At 70.7% G+C, this 16582-nt stretch carries 15 protein-coding genes and 1 pseudogene; 11 read left to right on the top strand and 5 right to left on the bottom strand.

The annotated features are described in order from the left end of the window. The first annotated feature begins 26 nt into the window (after positions 1-26). The 3 genes from QFZ76_RS43500 (at position 27) to QFZ76_RS43490 (ending at position 4493) form a co-directional block, all read left to right on the top strand. The gene (locus QFZ76_RS43500; protein ID WP_373464568.1) at positions 27-905 is read left to right on the top strand and encodes a pectate lyase; all 879 of its coding nucleotides are present in this window, start codon (positions 27-29) and stop codon (positions 903-905) included. A 264-nt stretch (positions 906-1169) separates the two neighbouring features. Then, a complete protein-coding gene (locus tag QFZ76_RS43495; protein ID WP_373464445.1) occupies positions 1170-3248 on the top strand; it encodes a bifunctional polysaccharide deacetylase/glycosyltransferase family 2 protein in 2079 nt (692 codons plus the stop codon). A 30-nt stretch (positions 3249-3278) separates the two neighbouring features. Beyond that, on the top strand, positions 3279-4493 hold the full coding sequence (locus QFZ76_RS43490) for an LCP family protein (protein ID WP_307678853.1): 1215 nt from the start codon (positions 3279-3281) through the stop codon (positions 4491-4493). Between the two features lie 21 nt (positions 4494-4514). On the opposite strand, the gene QFZ76_RS43485 is transcribed toward QFZ76_RS43490, so the two are convergent. Continuing rightward, the gene (locus tag QFZ76_RS43485; RefSeq protein ID WP_307678851.1) at positions 4515-5696 is read right to left on the bottom strand and encodes a N(5)-(carboxyethyl)ornithine synthase; all 1182 of its coding nucleotides are present in this window, start codon (positions 5694-5696) and stop codon (positions 4515-4517) included. Between the two features lie 525 nt (positions 5697-6221). Between QFZ76_RS43485 and QFZ76_RS43480 the strand changes: the two genes are divergently transcribed. From QFZ76_RS43480 to QFZ76_RS43470, 3 genes are all read left to right on the top strand, one after another. Continuing rightward, positions 6222-7316, top strand: coding sequence for an acyl-CoA desaturase (locus QFZ76_RS43480; RefSeq protein ID WP_307678850.1), 1095 nt, complete (start codon positions 6222-6224; stop codon positions 7314-7316). Positions 7317-7382: 66 nt separating this feature from the next. After that, positions 7383-7880 (top strand): DUF2975 domain-containing protein, encoded by a 498-nt coding sequence (locus tag QFZ76_RS43475; protein WP_307678849.1) that lies wholly within the window; start codon positions 7383-7385, stop codon positions 7878-7880. Continuing rightward, entirely contained in the window at positions 7880-8101 is a 222-nt protein-coding gene (locus QFZ76_RS43470; protein WP_307678848.1) for a helix-turn-helix transcriptional regulator, read from the top strand. The genes QFZ76_RS43475 and QFZ76_RS43470 overlap by 1 nt, the downstream gene beginning before the upstream one ends. 25 nt (positions 8102-8126) lie before the next feature. Here QFZ76_RS43470 and QFZ76_RS43465 read toward each other — a convergent pair whose 3' ends face one another. The 4 genes and pseudogenes from QFZ76_RS43465 to QFZ76_RS43450 form a co-directional block, all read right to left on the bottom strand. Next, complete coding sequence (locus tag QFZ76_RS43465) at positions 8127-8381, bottom strand: hypothetical protein (RefSeq protein ID WP_307678847.1); 255 nt, start codon at positions 8379-8381, stop codon at positions 8127-8129. Then, a complete protein-coding gene (locus QFZ76_RS43460; RefSeq protein ID WP_307678846.1) occupies positions 8378-8542 on the bottom strand; it encodes a hypothetical protein in 165 nt (54 codons plus the stop codon). Before QFZ76_RS43460 ends, QFZ76_RS43465 begins: the two co-directional genes overlap by 4 nt. Positions 8543-8611: 69 nt before the next feature. After that, on the bottom strand, positions 8612-9277 hold the full coding sequence (locus tag QFZ76_RS43455; RefSeq protein ID WP_307678845.1) for an SDR family NAD(P)-dependent oxidoreductase: 666 nt from the start codon (positions 9275-9277) through the stop codon (positions 8612-8614). Beyond that, a pseudogene (locus tag QFZ76_RS43450) lies at positions 9274-9455 on the bottom strand (alcohol dehydrogenase); the annotation flags it as partial. The gene QFZ76_RS43455 and the pseudogene QFZ76_RS43450, both read right to left, overlap by 4 nt. A 199-nt stretch (positions 9456-9654) precedes the next feature. Here QFZ76_RS43450 and QFZ76_RS43445 point away from each other — a divergent pair. The 5 genes from QFZ76_RS43445 to QFZ76_RS43425 all read left to right on the top strand — a co-directional run bounded on the left by QFZ76_RS43445 (position 9655) and on the right by QFZ76_RS43425 (position 16571). After that, positions 9655-10797: a LacI family DNA-binding transcriptional regulator gene (locus tag QFZ76_RS43445; RefSeq protein ID WP_307678844.1), complete on the top strand. Its 1143-nt coding sequence runs from the start codon at positions 9655-9657 to the stop codon at positions 10795-10797. Positions 10798-11168: 371 nt separating this feature from the next. Next, positions 11169-12560: an ABC transporter substrate-binding protein gene (locus QFZ76_RS43440; RefSeq protein ID WP_307678843.1), complete on the top strand. Its 1392-nt coding sequence runs from the start codon at positions 11169-11171 to the stop codon at positions 12558-12560. A 1-nt stretch (position 12561) separates the two neighbouring features. Then, the gene (locus QFZ76_RS43435) at positions 12562-13458 is read left to right on the top strand and encodes a carbohydrate ABC transporter permease (protein ID WP_307678842.1); all 897 of its coding nucleotides are present in this window, start codon (positions 12562-12564) and stop codon (positions 13456-13458) included. Further along, complete coding sequence (locus QFZ76_RS43430) at positions 13455-14387, top strand: carbohydrate ABC transporter permease (RefSeq protein ID WP_373464444.1); 933 nt, start codon at positions 13455-13457, stop codon at positions 14385-14387. The genes QFZ76_RS43435 and QFZ76_RS43430 overlap by 4 nt, the downstream gene beginning before the upstream one ends. 48 nt (positions 14388-14435) lie before the next feature. After that, complete coding sequence (locus QFZ76_RS43425; RefSeq protein ID WP_307678841.1) at positions 14436-16571, top strand: beta-galactosidase; 2136 nt, start codon at positions 14436-14438, stop codon at positions 16569-16571. Positions 16572-16582: the final 11 nt, after the last annotated feature.

Below are 16582 nucleotides of genomic sequence, written 5' to 3'. Positions count from 1 at the left end.
ACGAGGCGAGCAGCAAGAGCTGGACGCTGAAGGCGGTCAAGGGCTGGTCCTCGCCGACCGCTTCGGCCTCGCCCTCACCGTCGCGCTCGACAGCGTCCCCGTCCCCTTCCCCGTCCGCGTCACCGTCGGTATCGGTATCGGTATCGGCCTCGGCTTCACCGAGCAAGTCCACATCCGCTTCCGCCTCCGCGCCCCCGTCCCCCGTCTCCGCCCTCGGCTCCTGGCCCACCACCACCGGGGGCAGGCCGGTGACCTCCACCATCCAGGTCTCCGGCAGCTACGACGGCGGCCTGCGACGCTACTACGGCTCGGGCGCACTGGGCGGCGACGGCCAGGACGAGGACCAGGACCCGGTCTTCGAGCTCGCCGACGGAGCCGTCCTGAAGAACGTCGTCCTCGGCGCGCCGGCCGCCGACGGCGTGCACTGTCTGGGCAGCTGCACCCTGCAGAACGTGTGGTGGCAGGACGTCGGCGAGGACGCGGCCACCTTCAAGGGCACGTCTCCCTCGGCCAGGTACCTCGTGGTCGGCGGCGGCGCGCGGAAGGCGGACGACAAGGTCTTCCAGCACAACGGTGCCGGCACGCTGACGATCAGGACCTTCCAGGTCGCCGAGTTCGGCAAGCTGTACCGCTCGTGCGGCAACTGCGACACGCAGTACGAGCGCCACGTCGTCATCGACAACGTCAGGGTGACCGGCCCCGGGAAGGTACTGGCCGGCGTCAACGCCAACTACGGGGACACCGCCACCCTCTCCGGTGTGACGATCGTCGGTGACAGCGGCAGGGACATCACCGTCTGCGAGCGCTTCCAGGGCAACACCAGCGGCGCGGAGCCCGACAAGATCGGCAGCGGTCCGGACGGCACGTACTGCCGCTACAGCGCATCGGGCATCACCTACAAGTGACCCGGGGCCGCGTTCCTGTGAGGCTCGGTGTTATGGCCATGCAATCGAAAAGCTGTGGCTAGACTCGCGCCCCATGCGTACCTCCTGTCCCGTCAGGCAGTCGAAGAAGACGTCCCCTCGCACCGCGCGCCCCGACGCGCACGACTGGAGAAGAAAGGCCCGGAACGCGGCCTGTCGGGGCGACCGGGCGTGCCTCAACTCGCCTGAGGCAGACGCCACTTGCGACCCGCTCGGCGCGTCGGCCGAAAGGGGGGACGAGGTCCCGTGAAGGCTCGGCACAAGCAGTCCCGCGACCCGCGCGGACACTGGCTGTTACTGATCCTCGTCCTCCCCGGGATGTTCGCGGCCCTGCTCTTCGAGGGCTGGACCAACCACGAGGTCGACGCGGCGACGACCCGGTCCGCCTGCACCTCGCCCGCCCCCGATGCCGTGGCGGGCGGCGGCCCGGTGGTGGGCATCAACCGCAACGGCATACAGACCGGCTCGATGCCCGCCCGCACCGTCGCGCTCACCTTCGACGGCGGCCCCGACCCCGTGTGGACCCCGCGCCTGCTCGACCTGCTGCGTCGGCACCAGGCGCGCGCCACCTTCTTCCTCTTCGGCTCCCAGGCGGCCCGCCATCCGGACCTGGTACGGCGCATCCGGGACGAGGGGCACGAGATCGGCTCGAACACCTACACCGGTGGCGCCCTGGGCGAGGCGTCGCCCGTCCGTTTCTCGGCCGAACTGGACCTGACGCAGAGTGCGTTGGCGGGGACCGCGGGTCTGCGCACCAATCTGCTGCGGATGCCGCGTACCACCTCGCCGGACACCCTGTGCGGCCGCGAGTGGCAGGCGGCACGGCGTGCCACCGCCGAGGGCTATGTGCTCGTCGCCGCCGACAAGGCGTCCCGGAAGCCGGCGCAGGGCCTGGTCCGGCAGCTCAGCCAGACGGCGACCGCCTACCGGGAGGCGAAGAAGCTGCTCGAGAACCGTGGCGTCGACCGCTTCACCACCGTCTCGGCGGGTCTCCGGCTCACCCCGTACGCGCCGGTGTCGGCCCTCGACCGGTGGGGTGGCACCGCCCTGGTCCGGGCCACCGCCGTCGGGCGGGCGTTCTCGAACGCCATGACCTGGACGCTGGGCATCGCGGGCGCTCTCGGGGTGCTGCGCCTGCTGCTGCTCGCCGTCTTCGCGCGTGCCCACGTCCGGCGTCTGGAGCGCTCCCGGCCGGGCGCGCCCTGGCTGCGGGAGGTGACGGAACCGGTGACGGTGCTCGTGCCCGCCTACAACGAGGAGGCCGGGATCGAGTCCACCGTCCTCTCCCTGCTGGCCTGTGACTACCCCGAGCTGCAGATCATCGTGGTCGACGACGGCTCGACGGACCGTACGGCCGAGCTCGCCGAGGGGATCGGCGATCCGCGCGTGCTGGTGATCCGCAAACCCAACGGGGGCAAGGCGGCCGCCCTCAACACCGGCCTGGCCCAGGCGAGTTACGACATCGTGGTCATGGTGGACGCCGACACCGTCTTCGAACCGGATGCCATCCACCATCTCGTCCAGCCGCTCGCGCACCCGGCCGTCGGCGCGGTCAGCGGCAACACCAAGGTCGGCAACCGGCGGGGCCTGCTGGCCAAGTGGCAGCATCTCGAGTACTGCTTCGGCTTCAATCTCGACCGCCGCATGTTCGAGGTGCTGGAGTGCATGACCACCGTCCCCGGTGCCATCGGCGCCTTCCGCCGGAACGCGCTGGTGGGCGTCGGCGGGGTCAGCGACGACACCCTCGCCGAGGACACCGACCTCACCATGGCGCTGTGGCGGGCGGGCTGGCGGGTGCTCTACGAGGAGTCCGCCGTCGCCTGGACCGAAGTGCCCACCTCGCTGCGCCAGTTGTGGAGGCAGCGCTACCGCTGGTGCTACGGCACCATCCAGGCCATGTGGAAGCACCGCCGTGCCGTGGTGGAGGTGGGCGTGGCCGGGCGCTTCGGCCGGCGCGGACTGACGTATCTCGCGCTCTTCCAGGTGGTCCTGCCGCTGCTCGCGCCGGTCATCGACGTGTTCGCCCTGTACGGCGTGCTGTTCCTCGACCCACTGAGCGCGGCCGCGGTGTGGTTCGCCTTCCTGGGCGTGCAACTGGTCTGTGCCGGTTACGCGTTGAAGCTCGACGGGGAGCGGAAGCGGGCCCTGTGGTCGATGCCCTTCCAGCTCTTCGTCTACCGGCAGCTGATGTATCTCGTCGTCATCCAGTCCGTGGTCGCCGCCCTGCTGGGCAGCAGGTTGACCTGGCAGCGCATGAAGCGTTCCGGTACGGCCGCTGAACAGATCGGTGGCCCCGCCCCGTATAAGAGCGTGCCGACGAGGTGATCCCGATGTGGTGAGGGACTGAGCAGGCTGATGAGTGACGGGACCGACCGCCCGGCGGGCCACTACGACCGAAGCAGTGGGGTGGCCGAGCCGCCGCGCGTCGCCGCGGGCCGGGCGGCGCGCGGGAACGGGGCCCTGCCCACGACCCGTACGGCACCGCTGCCGGGCATGCCCTCCCCCGCCACGCCGGGCCGCACGGGCCACGGACGGCGGCCCCCCGGCGAGGCGGGCGGCCGCCGTCATCCCAAGCCGCGGCCTACCCGGCGCCGTAGGATCGTGCGGCTGACGGTCCTCGTGGTCGGTGCGCTGCTCGCTTCGTCCGTCGGTACGTACGTGTGGGCCGACACCGAGCTGGACCAGGAGGTCGACCTCGGCGCGCTCCCGGACCGCCCGGCGGACGGGCGGGGGACCAACTACCTGATCGTGGGCTCCGACAGCCGCGCCGGGCTGTCCGAGCAGGCGCGGAAGGATCTGCGCACCGGCACGGCCGAGGGCCGCCGCACCGACTCGATGATCCTGCTGCACACCGGCGCGAACGGCACCACGATGCTGAGCCTGCCGCGCGACTCGTGGGTGACCGTCCCGCCGTACGTCCGCCCCGAGACCGGCCGGAGTTATCGCGCCGAGCCGGACAAGTTGAACGCCGCGTTCTCCCTCGGCGGCCCCGACCTGCTCGTCCGGGCCGTGGAGCGCAACACCGGGCTGCGCATCGACCACTACGCGGAGATCGGCTTCGCGGGCTTCGTCGGTGTGGTGGACGCGGTCGGCGGTGTGGACCTGTGTCTGGACCGGGCCGTCAAGGACGAGAAGTCGGGCGCGGACCTGCCGAAGGGCTGCCAGACCCTCGACGGCGCCGAGGCGCTGGCGTTCGTCCGGCAGCGCAAACAGGAAGCCCAGGGCGACCTGGGCCGTACCCGCAACCAGCAGAAGTTCCTGACCGCGCTGGCCAAGAAGGCCGTCACGCCGAAGACACTCCTCAACCCGGCCAAGTCCTTCCCCACCCTCGGCGCGGGCCTCGACACGCTCGTGGTGGACAAGGACACGGACCTACCGGATCTCATGTCGCTGTTCCGGGCGATGCAGGGTGTCACGGCGGGCGGCGGCAGGCAGCTCAACGTGCCCGTCTCCGACCCCGCTCTCGCCACCTCCAAGGGCAGCGCCGTGAAGTGGGACGACAGCCGGGCACGGAAACTCTTCGCGGAACTGCGCGACGACCGGCCGGTGACTCTCCCGCAGGGGAGCTGACATCGACCGGTCGCGGATGCGTCAGGCCGGCTGTGCGGCGGAGTGCCCTGCCAGGGCGAGAGCCTCGGGGAGGTGGGGGTAGGCGGCCGCCCGGTGCTGGAAGGACAGGATCTTCGGGTTCCGTACGACGCCGTCGCGGATCTCGATGGCCTTGCTCACCGTGGCGTCGGCCTCCCAGGCCGCGGGGCCGCTCATGACCTTGCGCAGGTAGGGAAGGAGCGCCTCGCTGATCTCCCAGGTGGCCGAGTTCCACAGGTGGGACGGGCTGTGGTCCACCGCGTAGTAGTGACAGCCCGGCCCGACCCTGGACATCGGCTCGCCGAAGGTGCTCGGCTCGGCCCATTCGAAGCCCATGCCCTCGTCGCACGAGACGTCGACGAAGAAGGTCCCCGGCCGGAACAGGGCGAGGTCCTCTTCGGTGACGAACATCAGCGGCGCGTCGGTGTCCTGCAGGACACAGTTGACGATGATGTCGAACCCGGCCAGATACTCCGCCATCGGCACGGAACCGGCCGCGGTGACGGCCCGCAGGCGCGACGGATCGTCCTCCTGCTCCTCGAAGTGGCCCATCACGACCGACGGCATCGGCGAGGCCACCGCCGCCGCGGCGCGCTGGGTGAGCACCGTGACGTCGGACACGCCCATGGCGCCCAGTCCCGTGACCGCTCCGCGCGCCGTGGCACCGAAGCTGATGACCACCGCGCGCAGGCGGCGACCGTAGCTGCCGGTCAGTCCGCCGAGCTGCAGGGCGTGCAGCACCGAGCAGTAGCCGGCGAGCTCGTTGTTCTTGTGGAACACATGGACGCTGAAGGCGCCCGTGGAGGTCCAGTGGTTCATGGCCTCCCAGGCGATGAGGGTGAGCCGTCGGTCGATGCCGATCTGGGTCATCCTCTCGTCCTGCACGCAGTGCGGCCAGCCCCACAGCACCTGGCCCTCGCGCAGTGCGGCGGCGTCCTCGTGCATGGGCTTGGGCAGCAGCAGTACGTCGCACTCGGCGAGGAGTTGCTCACGGGAACGCAGACCCGCCACCAGCGGCCGCAGCGCGTCGTCGGCGACGCCGAACCGGTCGCCGTAGCCCTGCTCGAGGAAGATTTTCTCGCGTACGTCCGGGTCGATCCGGTCGAGGTGGGCGGGGTGCAACGGCAGCCGGAACTCGTTTTCCTTGCGGGAGGAGGCGAGTACTCCGAGGCTCAAAAGGCTCATGCGCTTCCTCATCATCCCGAGGGCGACGCCGTGACGGATGACGGCATACGAAGTGCGCTCGGTGCCTCAACCGTACTCCCGTCCGGCCCCCGAAGCCGACCGTCAGGGCGTCGCCGGACCCCGCCCCGCCGCGACCGGGAACCTTGCCGGCGTCCCGGACGTTGAGAGCAGTGGTTGTAGTTGAAGTTTGCGAACGTGGAAGCGCCCGCGGAGTTCTGACAGCGGGCGTTTCGTCGTTTCTGGGGTTTTCTTCGACGGCTGGCGACCAGCAGCCCGCAATCGCGCGAGCGCGCGTTCTGCGACCTTTCGCCATCTCGAAGGAGACATCGCATGACTCGAGGCACCCAGGGAACCCAGGGCCCCAGGGGCCTGCACGCGGACCGGGTCCGCGCGCTCTGAGGTCACGTTCCGAGGCAGGCCCGCGCCGCGGGCCTGCCTTGCGCTGCCTCCCTACGGGCCACCCGCAGCCGGCGCCCTGCCCCCGCGCCGTCGACACCGGCCCGCGTTCTCCCCGAAAGGAAAACTGTGACCACTGAAATCATCAACCGGGGCATCGAACCGGCGGATCCCACCGGGACCCCCGAACCCGCGCCCGGCAGCCGGGGCAGCGACTACGCCGTGCTGTCCCGCGAGGTGCGACAGAGCGGGCTGTTGAAACGGCGCCCGGGCTACTACTCCGTGAAGGTCGGGGGGAACCTGCTCCTGCTGGCCGCCGGGTGGACCGCGTTCGCCCTGATCGGGGAGTCCTGGTGGCAGCTGCTGACCGCCGCCTTCCTCGCGGTGATGTTCACCCAGACCGGGTTCATCGGCCATGACGCCGGGCACCAGCAGATCGCCGCCTCCAAGCGGGTCAACAACCTGCTCGGCCGCGTGCACGCCGACCTGCTGATCGGCCTCAGCTACGGCTGGTGGATCGCCAAGCACAACCGGCACCACTCCCACCCCAACCACGTCGACCGCGACCCGGACATCGCCGACGGCGCGATCGCCTTCACCCAGGACCACGCCCGCGTCCGCAGCGGAGCGTATGCCTGGCTGGCCCGTCACCAGGCCTGGCTGTTCTTCCCGATGCTGCTCCTGGAAGGGCTCGCCCTGCACGTCGCCGGTGTGAAGGCGCTGTTCGACGGCACCGGTGCCCGCGCCTCCCGGATGACCAAGGTGGCCCAGGCGAGCCTGCTGACGGCGCATCTCGTCGGCTATCTCACCGCCGTGTTCTGGGTCCTGCCTCCCGTCCAGGCCGTGTGCTTCCTGCTGGTGCACCAGGGACTGTTCGGGCTGTACATGGGGTGCTCCTTCGCCCCCAACCACAAGGGCATGCCCATCTTCGCCAAGGACGACAAGATCGACTTCCTGCGTCGGCAGGTACTGACCTCACGCAACATCCGTGGCGGCCGGTTCACCGACTTCGCGCTCGGCGGGCTGAACTACCAGGTCGAACACCACCTGTTCCCGTCCATGCCGCGCCCCAGCCTGCGCCATGCCCAGGAGATCGTGCGCACGTTCTGCGCCCGGCACGGCGTCGCCTACCACGAGACCGGGCTCCTCGGCTCCTACGCCCAGGTGCTGCGGCACCTCCACACGGTCGGCGGCCCGCTCCGCCGCCCGGAGCTGGAGTACTGACCGGCCCCTTGCCGCGCCTATCGAATATCGATAGATTCCCATCGTGCCTCGATCGAAGGAGAGACGATGGGAAAGCTGCCCGTGCTGGCGCTGCGAGCCGTGCTCGTGGCGCTGCTCGCCGGTTCGTTGTTCGTACAGACAGTGATGGTGCCGCTGCTGGCCCAGGACCTGGACGGGCTCAACGCGGACTACGCCTACCTGCGGACCCCGTTCCTCGTGATCACGGTCCTGGGGATCGTGACGGTCCAGGTGGTCCTGGTCTGCGTGTGGCGGCTGGTGACGATGGTGCGACGAGGGACGGTGTTCTCCCACGCCGCCTTCCGGTACGTGCACATCGTGACCGGCGCGATGGTGGCGGCCGCGCTCCTGGCCTTCGCGCTCGGAGTGGTCCTGGCGCCGGGCGAGGCCGTGGCCCCGGGCGTGGTGCTCCTGCTGGGCGGCGTCGCCCTGGCGATCCTGGGGGTCGCGCTCATCGTGCTCGTCCTGCGGATGCTGCTCGCCCAGGCCGTCGCGCGCGACGTCGAGGCGACGCAGATGCAGGCCGAGCTGTCCGAGGTGATCTGATGCCGATCACCGTCGACATCGACGTGATGCTGGCCAAGCGCAAGATGTCCGTGGGCGAACTCGCGGACCGCGTCGGAATCACCCCCGCCAACCTCGCTGTGCTCAAGAACGGCCGCGCCAAGGCGGTGCGCTTCACGACACTCGCCGCGCTCTGCGAGGTACTCGAGTGCCAGCCGGGAGACCTGCTGCGCTGGGAGACCGAGGGCGCCACGGACGGGTGACGGCCACCGCCCGGGATCCTTGCCGTCACGGAGCGACGAGGACCCTCAGCGCCTCCTGCTCGTCCATGGCCCGGTACCCCTCGGGTGCTTGCTCCAAGGCAACGGTGCGGTCGAAGACGCTACCCGGCTCGACGGTGCCGTCCAGGACCGCGGGCAGCGGCTCGTCGATGCAGGCGCGCACCGGCGCGGGACCACCGGTCAGGGTGACGTTCGGGCCGAAGAGACGGCCGAAGCCGACGGGCGCGTCCTCGCACCGCGGGACACCGACCCGGCTGATCACTCCCCCCGGCCCTGCTGACCGCGCTCGGGGATGACGTCGGTGGCGCCGAAGCAACGGCCGAGATCGGTACGGTCCCGGTGCCGGCCCATGACGTCGAGTCTCACCGCGTCGGGGGCGGGACCGCCGCGCACCCCGGTGTCGGTCGCGTCGACGGCGGCCATGTCGTGCGGCAGTTCGGCCTCGCGCGGCGCGCCGAGTTCGAGGCCGATCAGGTACGTCTCCCGGCCCCGTCAGGAGTCGAGGTCGTCGGCGAAGTGCCGGAACCCCTGCCTGTCGCGGTGGATGCCCCACAAGGTGTCCGCCAGTACGGCCGGGTCCTTGCGGTGGTGGCCGGGGACGATCGCGCCGGGGATGATCAGCTGTGCGACGTGGATGCCCTCGGGGGCGAGCGTGTCGTGCAGCAGCCGGCCGTAGGCGCTCTCGGCGGCGAAGGCGATCGAGGTGCCCGCACGGTCGGGGTGCGGGACGACGGCGGTGCCGCCGTTGACGAACAGGACGGTGCCGCGGCCGAGCGCCCGCAGGTCCGGCAGCACCTGCCGTACGGCGGCGACCGGGCCGTGGACGGAGAACGCGAGGGGACCGACGAGGTCCGCCGGGGTGGTCTCCAGCACGGGCCGCATGAAGTCCCGGTGCGGGACCGGGCTGTACTGGAGGATCTCGATCGGGCCCAGGGTGGCGTGCGCCGCGTCCAGGGCGGCCTGAAGGGCATCCGGGTCGCGTACGTCGGCGACGAAGCCGCGCGCCGTGACGCCGTCGCGCAGGAGGTCGCCGGCCAGGGTGTCCAACCGCCCCTGGTCACGGGCGATCAGCGCAATGTCGTGGCCCTCGCGGCCGAACCGACGGGCGACCGCGGCGCCGAGGCCCGGTCCCGCTCCGATGATGGCCATGGTGGTCATGAGGCGTCCTTGAGGGTGAGGGTGTCGATGACGAAGCGGTGGCGCATGTCGGAGGCGAGGGCGCGCTCGTACGCCTCGTTGATCCTCTCGGCGGGATGACCTCCGCTTCGGCGCCCACACCGTACTCGGCGCAGAGGTCGAGCAGCTCCCGGGTGGTGCGGACACCGCCGATCTGCGAGTCGAGCGGCGAGCAGGTGGTCACGCCGGCGCACAGCAGCGGGGCCGCCTCGTCGAGGCCCCTCACTCCGGGGGGACTCGGTTACGGATGTGTTCCGAACTCTTGACGGCCGTCGTATGACTGCGTAGACATGACAGCGCAGTCAGACAGACGGCGTCTGACATCATTGGGCTCGATCGTGCGGCCGTCGGGAGGCGTGATGACGCGAGGGACAGGGCGGGACCAAAGCCCCGTGGCGCCGCGCAGCGTGGACGTGGCCCGGCTGGCCGGGGTCTCGCAGAAGACGGTGTCGCGGGTCTTCAACGACGAGCCGTACGTCTCCACCGAGGTGCGCCGGCGCGTCCTCGAAGCCGCCGAACAGCTCGGCTACCGCCGCAACAACGCCGCCCGCGCGCTGGCTTCCGGACGGACCCGCTCGATCGGCGTGGTCACGCTGGGCACGGCCCTGTACGGACCCGCCTCGCTGCTCATAGGGGTCGAGCGGGTCGTCCGGGACACGGGCTACGCGCTCCGCGTGGTCAACACCATGGAAGGCGACCCGGCGGGCCTCGCCGGCGCCGTCGACTCGCTCCTCGACCAGGGCGTGGACGGCATCGTCATCTCCGAGCCGATCGAGGAGGAAGGCGCCGAAGGAGACCTCTCGGTCCCCGTCAACGTCCCGGTGCTGGTCCTCGGCGCGCCCCCGCCGTTCACGGCCTCCACCGTGCTGTACGGGGCGGGCGGCGCCGACCTGATGGCCCAGGCGGCCGTCGAGCATCTGCTGGACCTGGGACACCCGACCGTTCATCATCTCGCCGGTCCCCAGCGGTGGTACGCCGCCAAGGACCGTCTCGCGGGCTGGCGGGCGGCGCTGGCCGCCCACGGCAGGGACGAACCGCCGGTGATCGAGGGCGACTGGTCGGCCGCCTCCGGCTACGCGGCGGGCCGGGAACTGGCCGCCGACCCCGAGGTGACGGCGGTGTTCGCCGCGAACGACGACATGGCCATCGGCCTGATCCGCGCGCTGGCGGAAGCCGGCCGGCGCGTGCCGGAGGACGTCAGCGTGGTCGGCTTCGACGACATCCCGGTCGCCGCCTATGTGACTCCTCCGCTGACCACGGTGCGGCAGCAGTTCGACATCGCGGCGCAGGAGGGGCTCAAGCGCCTCGTGCACGCCATCGAGAACCCGCAGGCACAGGCTCTGCCGGCGAGCGACCCACCGGTCCACCTCGTCGTCCGTGCCTCGACCCAGCCCCCGCCGCCCCGGCGCCCCCCGGGACATCGACGACATACCGCCTCCCGCCCCCGTGGCGGGCCCTACGAGCCCCCGCTCCCGAACGGAGGTTCGTCCACCCACCACTGAACAGGGCCGACCAGTCCGGGCCACGGAGCTCGGACCGGGCCTGTGACCTCAGGGCGAGCCGCCGAACCGGCCATCGTTCAGCCCTGCTCATCCCGACCGCGTCCCCGCCGCTGCGGACGACCCCGCACCACGGACGACGCGCGCGTTCCCCTTCGCCCGCGGCCCTCGGGCCGCATGCCGCAGCGCTCCGCGGCCCTCCTCTTCCCGCACCTGTGTGCCGCACCTCGGTCGCAGCCCGCGCAGCCGGGCTCACCAACCCGTCGGCCTCGACGCCCAGTCGTCACGTCCGCGCGTTGTCTCCCCTTCGTCATCCCTTGTCCGCACGCCCTCGCCCGGCGTGCTGCCCCCTTCGCCATCGGCGGGAGTTCACCATGCCCATATCCGGATCCTTCGTCAGCCCCTCCTCCATGAACCGTCGGCTCTTCCTCACCGCGACGGGAGCGCTGTCGCTGAGTGCCGCGCTGTCCGCCTGCGGTGGCGGCGGTTCCGACGACTCCTCCGCCGCCACCGACCCGGTCGGCCAGGCCGACATCGACAAGGCGATGAAGACACCGACCGAGCTGACGTTCTGGACCTGGGTCCCGAACATCGCCAAGGAGGTCGCGCTCTTCGAGAAGAAGTACCCGGCCATCAAGGTCAAGGTCGTCAACGCCGGCCAGGGCACCCCGCAGTACACCAAGCTGCGTACGGCATTGAAGGCCGGCAGCGGCGCTCCGGACATGGTGCAGATCGAGTACCAGGCCATCCCGACCTTCACGATCACCAACAGCCTGCTGGACCTGCGCCCCTACGGTGCCTCCGCGCTCAAGGAGCAGTTCGTCGACTGGACATGGGGCCAGGTCAGCGGCAGCGACGGCGAGGTCTGGGCGATCCCCCAGGACACCGGCCCGATGGGCATGCTGTACCGCAAGGACATCTTCGACAAGCACGGCATCGAAGTCCCGGGCACCTGGGACGAGTTCGCCGCTGCGGCGCGCAAGCTCCACAAGGCCGACCCCGACGTGTTTCTCACCAACCTCGCGGCCAACCAGCCGGCCGCCTGGCACGGACTGCAGTGGCAGGCGGGTGCCAAGCCGTACGTCACCTCCGGCAAGAGCGACATCGCCATCAGCGTCGACGACGCGGTTTCCCGGAAGCTCGGCGAGTACTGGGGCGGGCTCGCGAAGGAAGGCGTCATCGGCGTCGAGCCGGACTTCACCGACGCCTGGTACGCCGCGCTCAACAAGGGCAAGTACGCCACCTGGATCACCGCCGCCTGGGGCCCCGTCTTCCTCTCCGGCTCCGCCAAGGACACCGCGGGCAAGTGGCGGGCGGCCCCGCTGCCCCAGTGGGACGCGGCCAAGCCCAGCTCGGGCAACTGGGGCGGCTCGACCACCGCGGTCATCCGCTCGACCAAGAACCCGATCGCGGCGGCGATGTTCGCGCAGTTCCTCAACACCGACCCCGCCAGCGCGAGGATGTTCGCCACCGAGCAGTTCTTCTTCCCGGCGACCAAGTCCCTTCTCACGAGCGCCGAGTTCGTCGGTGAGGCGTCGTCGTTCTACGGCGGCCAGAAGGTCAACGAACTGTTCGCCGGCATCAGTTCCACGGTCAACGCCTCCTTCCAGTGGCCGCCGTTCCTCGACCAGGCGGCCACCGACTGGACCGAGACGGTCGGCAAGTCCCTCGCCGACAAGACCGACACGGTCCGTGCGCTCGGCAGCTGGCAGTCGCGGCTGACCACGTACGCCAAGGGCCAGGGCTTCACCGTCAAGGGGGGCTGAGATGGCCGTCACCACCGCGACCTCCGCCAAGGGGAAGCGCCGTGCGGCAGGGCCGTTGTTCGTCGCGCCGTTCATGGTGCTCTTCCTCCTGCTCTTCCTGGCCCCGCTCGGCTATGCCGCCTACCTCAGCCTGTTCCAGGAACGCCTCATCGGCGGAACGGCGTTCGTCGGGCTGGACAACTACGTCAAGGCCGTCCAGGACCCGCTGCTCATCCACGGCGTCGGACGCGTCGCGCTGTTCTTCGTGATCCAGGTCCCGGTGATGCTGCTGCTGGCGCTGCTGTTCGCCCTCGCGCTCGACAGCGGGCTGCTGCGGCTCGCCCGGGTGATCCGGCTGGGCATCTTCGTGCCGTACGCCGTGCCGAGCGTGGTCGCCGCGCTCATGTGGGGCTATCTGTACGGTCCGGACTTCGGCCCGTTCGCCCAGCTGAGCCGGAACCTGGACCTGCCGGTCCCCGACTTCCTCAGCGAGGGCTGGATGCTCAGCAGTCTGGCGAACATCGTGACCTGGGAGTTCGTCGGCTACAACATGATCATTCTGTACGCCGCGCTGCGCACGATCCCCCCGGAGCTGTACGAGGCGGCCGCGGTGGACGGGGCCGGCGCCTGGCGGACCGCCTGGTCCGTCAAGCTGCCCGCGCTGCGACCCGCGCTCATGCTCACCCTGCTGTTCTCCATCATCGGCAGCTTCCAGCTGTTCAACGAACCGAACCTGCTGATGAAGATCGCCCCGGACGTCATCAGCAGCTCCTACACCGCCAACCTCTACGCCTACTCACTCGCCTTCACCGGCCAGCAGGTCAACTACGCGGCCACGGTGTCCTTCCTCCTCGGCCTCGTCATCGTGATCGCCTCCTACGCCGTCCTGCTCACCGCGAACCGCAGGAGGACCCCGTGACGACGACCGCCCCCGCGGCCCCGATCACCACGGACCGCTCACCCACCAAGCCCCCCGCCAGGCGCGGGCCGTCGTCCTCCCGGCGTCGCAGTACCCCCCTGACGATCGCCATGCTGGCCGTCCTGGCCTACTTCCTGCTCCCGCTGTTCTGGCTGCTGATCGCCTCGACCAAGAGCACCCAGGACCTCTTCAACAGCTTCGGCCTGTGGTTCTCGGACGCCCCGCAGCTGCTGGCCAACATCAAGGAGACCTTCACCCAGGACGACGGGGTCTTCGTGCAGTGGCTGCTCAACACGCTGCTGTACGCCGTCGTGAGCGCCCTCGGTGCCGCCCTGCTCGCGGCCGGGGCCGGATACGGCTTCGCCAAGTTCCGCTTCCGCGGCGACCGGGCCGCCTTCAACCTGGTCCTCGGTGCCGTCATGGTCCCGACCACCGCGCTGGCGATCCCGACCTATCTGCTCTTCGCCGAGGCGGGCCTGGTCAACACCCCCTGGGCGATCATCCTGCCCTCGCTGGTCAATCCGTTCGGCCTCTACCTCATGCGCGTCTACGCCCAGGACGCCGTCCCCGACAGCATCCTGGAGGCCGCCCGCATCGACGGCGCCGGGGAAGCCCGGATCTTCTTCACCATCGCCCTGCGGCTGCTCGCGCCGGGCCTGGTGACGGTCCTGTTGTTCACGCTCGTGGCGACCTGGAACAACTACTTCCTGCCGCTGATCATGCTCAACGACCCGGACCTGTACCCCATCACGGTCGGGCTCTCCTCCTGGGCCGCCCAGGCCCAGAACGGCGGGGCCGGCGCCAGCAGCGACATGCTCGCGCTGGTCGTGACCGGTTCCCTGATCTCGATCCTTCCCCTCGTCGCGGCCTTCCTGCTGCTCCAGCGGTACTGGCAGAGCGGCCTGGCCGCGGGCGGCGTCAAGCAGTAGGGCACGCGGTCCTCACCCCACTCCCCACTCTCTCCGGAGGTTCACTTCATGGCAGTTCTGCCTGCCCGCGTCCTCTTCGGCGCCGCGTACTACCACGAGTACCAGCCCCCTTACGGCACCGACCGCCCCGACGAGCGTCTCAAGACCGACCTGGACCTGATGGCCGACGCGCATGTCACCGTCATCCGGGTCGGCGAGTCGGTGTGGTCGACCTGGGAACCTACGAGCGGACGGTTCGACCTCGACTGGCTCCGGCCGGTCCTCGACGGCGCCCACGAGCGCGGTATCTCCGTCGTCCTCGGCACCCCGACCTACGCCGTCCCGCCGTGGCTGGCCCGCCAGTACCCGGAGATCACGGGCGAGCGGCGCACCGGCGAGCGCATCGGCTGGGGCGCCCGCCAGGAAGTCGACTTCACCCACCCCGCGTTCCGGTTCCACGCCGAGCGGGTCATCCGCAAGATCGTCGCCCGTTACGTCGACCACCCGGCGGTCATCGGCTTCCAGGTCGACAACGAACCGGGCCTGGAACTGTTCCACAACCACGGCGTGTTCCAGCGCTTCACCGACCACCTGCGCGCCAAGTACGGCGACGTGGAGACCCTCAACCGCGAGTGGGGCCTGGTCTACTGGTCCCACCGCCTCTCCACCTGGGCCGACCTGTGGACACCGGACGGCAACGCCCAGCCGCAGTACGACGTCGCCTGGCGGGAGTTCCAGGCCCGCCAGGTCACCGAGTTCATCGGCTGGCAGGCCGACATCGTCCGCGAGTACGCGGGCCCCGAGCAGTTCGTCACCACCTGCATCTCCTACAAGCGCCCCGGAGTGGAGGACGACGAGCTGACCGACCGCCTCGACATCGCCTCCGGCAACCCGTACTACGACATGCAGGACGGCCTCCTGCTCCCCGACCCCACGCCCGACGACCACCGGCAGACCTGGAAGACGACCGGGGTGTGGTCGCTGTACCAGACCGCCGACTGGATGTTCTCCTCGCGCCAGGAGCCGTTCCTGGTCACCGAGACCAACGCCGGCTCGATCGGCTTCCCCTGGGAGAACCGGCCCGCCTACGACGGCCAGTGGCGGCAGGCGGCCTGGGCGCTGGTCGCGCGCGGGGCCCGCATGATCGAGTACTGGCACTGGCACACGCTGCACTTCGGCGCGGAGACCTACTGGGGCGGCATCCTGCCCCACACCGGCCGGCCGGGCCGCACCTACGCCGAACTCGCCCGTCTGGGCGCCGAGTTCGAGGCGGCCGGTCCGCTCGTCGCCGGGCTCGAACCGGACGCGGACATCACGATGGTGTACTCGACGCCGAGCAAGTGGCTCATGCAGAAGTACCCGCCGCTCGCGACACCCGACGGCGAGCCGGACCCGGAGGCCTACCACCGCATCTTCGACCCCCTCTACCGCGGCGCGTTCGACGCCGGCCGCCAGGTGCGCATCGTGCACGCCCGCCAGCTGCACGACCCGCGCGGGGAACGGGAGGGCCTGACACCCGAGGAGGCCGTCGGCCGCCACCCCGTCCTCGTCGTCCCGGCCTTGTACATCGCCGCCGACTCGACGCTCGACTGGCTCGCGGCCTACGCGGAAGCGGGCGGCCACCTGGTCCTCGGCCCGCGCACCGGCTACGCCGACCACGAGGCCCGCGCCCGGCAGGAACCGGCTCCCGGACGGCTGGTGGAGGCCGCGGGTGTCCACTACGACGAGTTCAGCAACCTCGTACGGGAGGTCCCCGTGCGGTCGGAGGCCGGCGGGCCGCTCGACCTGCCCGAGGGGGCGACGGCGACCCGCTGGGCGGACGGCCTCACCGTCACCGACGCCGACGTCCTCGTCACGTACGACCACCCGCACTTCGGCCGCTGGCCCGCGGTCACCACCCGCCGTCACGGCGCGGGCCGCGTCACCTGCGTGGGCACCGTTCCTGGCCGCGACCTCGCCCGGGCACTGGCCGCCTGGATGGCACCGGCGGCCCGCAGCGCGTGGCGGGACCTCCCGGCCTCCGTCACCGCGACGACCGGCACCTCACCCGACGGGCGCCGCGTCCACGTCGTCCACAACTGGAGCTGGGAGCCGGCGAGCGTCCCGGTCCCGGTGGACCTCTCCGACGCCCTGGACGGCACGTCCCTGCCCGGGGGCACGGCGCTGGAGCTCGGCGCCTGGGACGTCCGTGTCCTCGTCTCCTGATCGAACCCCTG

It is taken from the genome of Streptomyces sp. V4I2 (genome assembly GCF_030817655.1).
In the GTDB taxonomy this organism is placed as follows: Bacteria; Actinomycetota; Actinomycetes; order Streptomycetales; family Streptomycetaceae; genus Streptomyces; species Streptomyces plumbiresistens.
This window is presented reverse-complemented; position numbering and strand designations above follow the sequence as displayed.